Source organism: uncultured Nonlabens sp., from assembly GCF_947495285.1.
In the GTDB taxonomy this organism is placed as follows: Bacteria; Bacteroidota; Bacteroidia; order Flavobacteriales; family Flavobacteriaceae; genus Nonlabens.
In genome coordinates this window covers 1-2053 of record NZ_CANLXZ010000064.1, presented here as the reverse complement: position 1 = coordinate 2053, position 2053 = coordinate 1, and the positions used below count along the sequence as shown (strand labels likewise).

Sequence of the window (2053 nt, the reverse complement as noted above, 5' to 3'; positions counted from 1 at the left end):
TATTCCGTTTCCGTTTTGATCATCGAATACCACACCGCTTACTGTTCCACTTGTTAGTGGATCGGTATAACCATCATCGCTCGTAGATTGTTCTGAACCGGCAACAACCGTAACATTTTCAGGATCTGAATCTACGGTGGTTAAAGTAGAATCGATAGGGTCTTGAACATTAACGATAGCTACACCAGATGGCACAACTGCTATCCAATTACCATCAGCATCAGTAGTAACAAATTGAGAAATACCTCCTTCATCAGTAATTACAACATCTACTCCTTCTATTCCTGGCTCACCAAGGTCTTGTACGCCATTTCCGTTCTGATCATCGAATACTGTTCCAGTTAATAATCCATTTTGCTCTATAACAAATACCGTTGGATCTTCAAAGTCACCATCACCATCATTGTCTACGTTAATAGTATCATCTGGATCATCAGAATCATCTGAAACGTCTGGTAAAATATTACCTTGACTATCTGTAGTTTGACCGGTTACCTGAGCAGTATTTCTAACTTCACCTGCCGAAATATCTGCAGCAGTTATATTATAAGTAACCATTGCACTACCGAAATCACCAGGATTAAGTGTCGAAGGAGTTACAATTAAGTTAGAGACACCTATAACAGAATCGTCAATAGAAACACCTGTTACAACCGTATTACCAGTATTTGTTACCGTAAAATTATAAGTAATCGTATCAAGAGTATCAACTATACCATTGTTATTAATATCTGTATATGTATCCGCTTTCGCGAAAGCGAGATTAGGCTGACTAAGATCAGTGATAGTAGGGTCATCAGGATCACCGTCCCCATCAGGATCAGAATCCATATCATTATTTGGATCATCAGAATTATCTGATACTGGCCCCAAACCATCTCCATTAGGATCAAATGCATCACCGCTAAGAACAGCTGTATTCACAATTTGTCCATTATCGATATCTGCTTGTAATAAAACGTATACATAATCAGGCACTGTACCTGTTCCTCCAGCTGGTATAGTAGAAGGAGTTACAGAAACACCAGTCATACCAATAATCATATCATTTACGACAGCGTTACGAACCTCTACATTACCATTGTTATTTACAACAAAACTATATGTAATTGTATCTCCTGCATCTACCAATCCATTCATGTTTGCGTCCACAATACCACCACTGATTTTTTCTAGCTCTAAATTAGGCATTGCATTAAAGAAACCGTCTGCTGGTTGTCCAACATTTTCTCCTACACCTACAGTAACTGTTGTAGGGTTTGTACCAGCTGTTTGAATTTCAGAACCACCATTAGGTAGGGTGGTCTCATCTATATCTGCGGTAGGAGTTCCAGCAGGAACAACGACAGACCAAGTTCCATCAGGATTAGTAAATACGGTAACTACTGCCATGGTTGAATCTGTAACATTTACTGTTACTCCTCCTAATCCCATTTCACCCATATCCTGAACTCCATTTCCGTTTGCATCGTCAAAAACAACACCGTTGAAAATACCATTAGTACCGAGAGGAACGACAGTTGGATCATCTGGATCACTATCACCATCAGGGTTTGCGTCAGAAACATTGTTAGGATCATCCGAGTCATCTGAAACAGGACCTGCAGAATTACCGTTAGTATCAAACGCTTCACCAGAACCTACTGCAGTATTAACTACACGTCCATTAGAAACATCTGAAGAAGTAACCATATAAGTCTGGTTTCCAATTACACCACTCTGACCAACAGCAAGAACACTAGGAGTAACAGGTTCATTAACCAAACTTAATAATGCATCGCTAATTACAACATCGCGAATTTCTACATTACCATTATTGGTAATACTGAAACTATAAGTAATCGTATCTCCCGCGTCATTAATACCATTCATGTTCACATCTACCACTGCACCTGCTGTTTTAACAACATTAAGATTAGGCATAGGGGTGAATATTCCGTTATCTTCTTCAACTACTGTTGTACCAGATGCTACGATTACCGTGGTTGGGTCTGTTCCTTCTGTTTGAACTGCTCCGGTTGGTAAGGTAGTCTCGTCAATATCCACGGTTGCG

General features: G+C 39.7%; 1 protein-coding gene. It reads right to left on the bottom strand.

All coding sequences use genetic code 11. The features are described 5' to 3' along the window. Nucleotides 1-2053, bottom strand: a 2053-nt coding sequence (locus Q0838_RS14120) for an SdrD B-like domain-containing protein (protein ID WP_298956531.1), incomplete at both ends; no start/stop codon positions are given.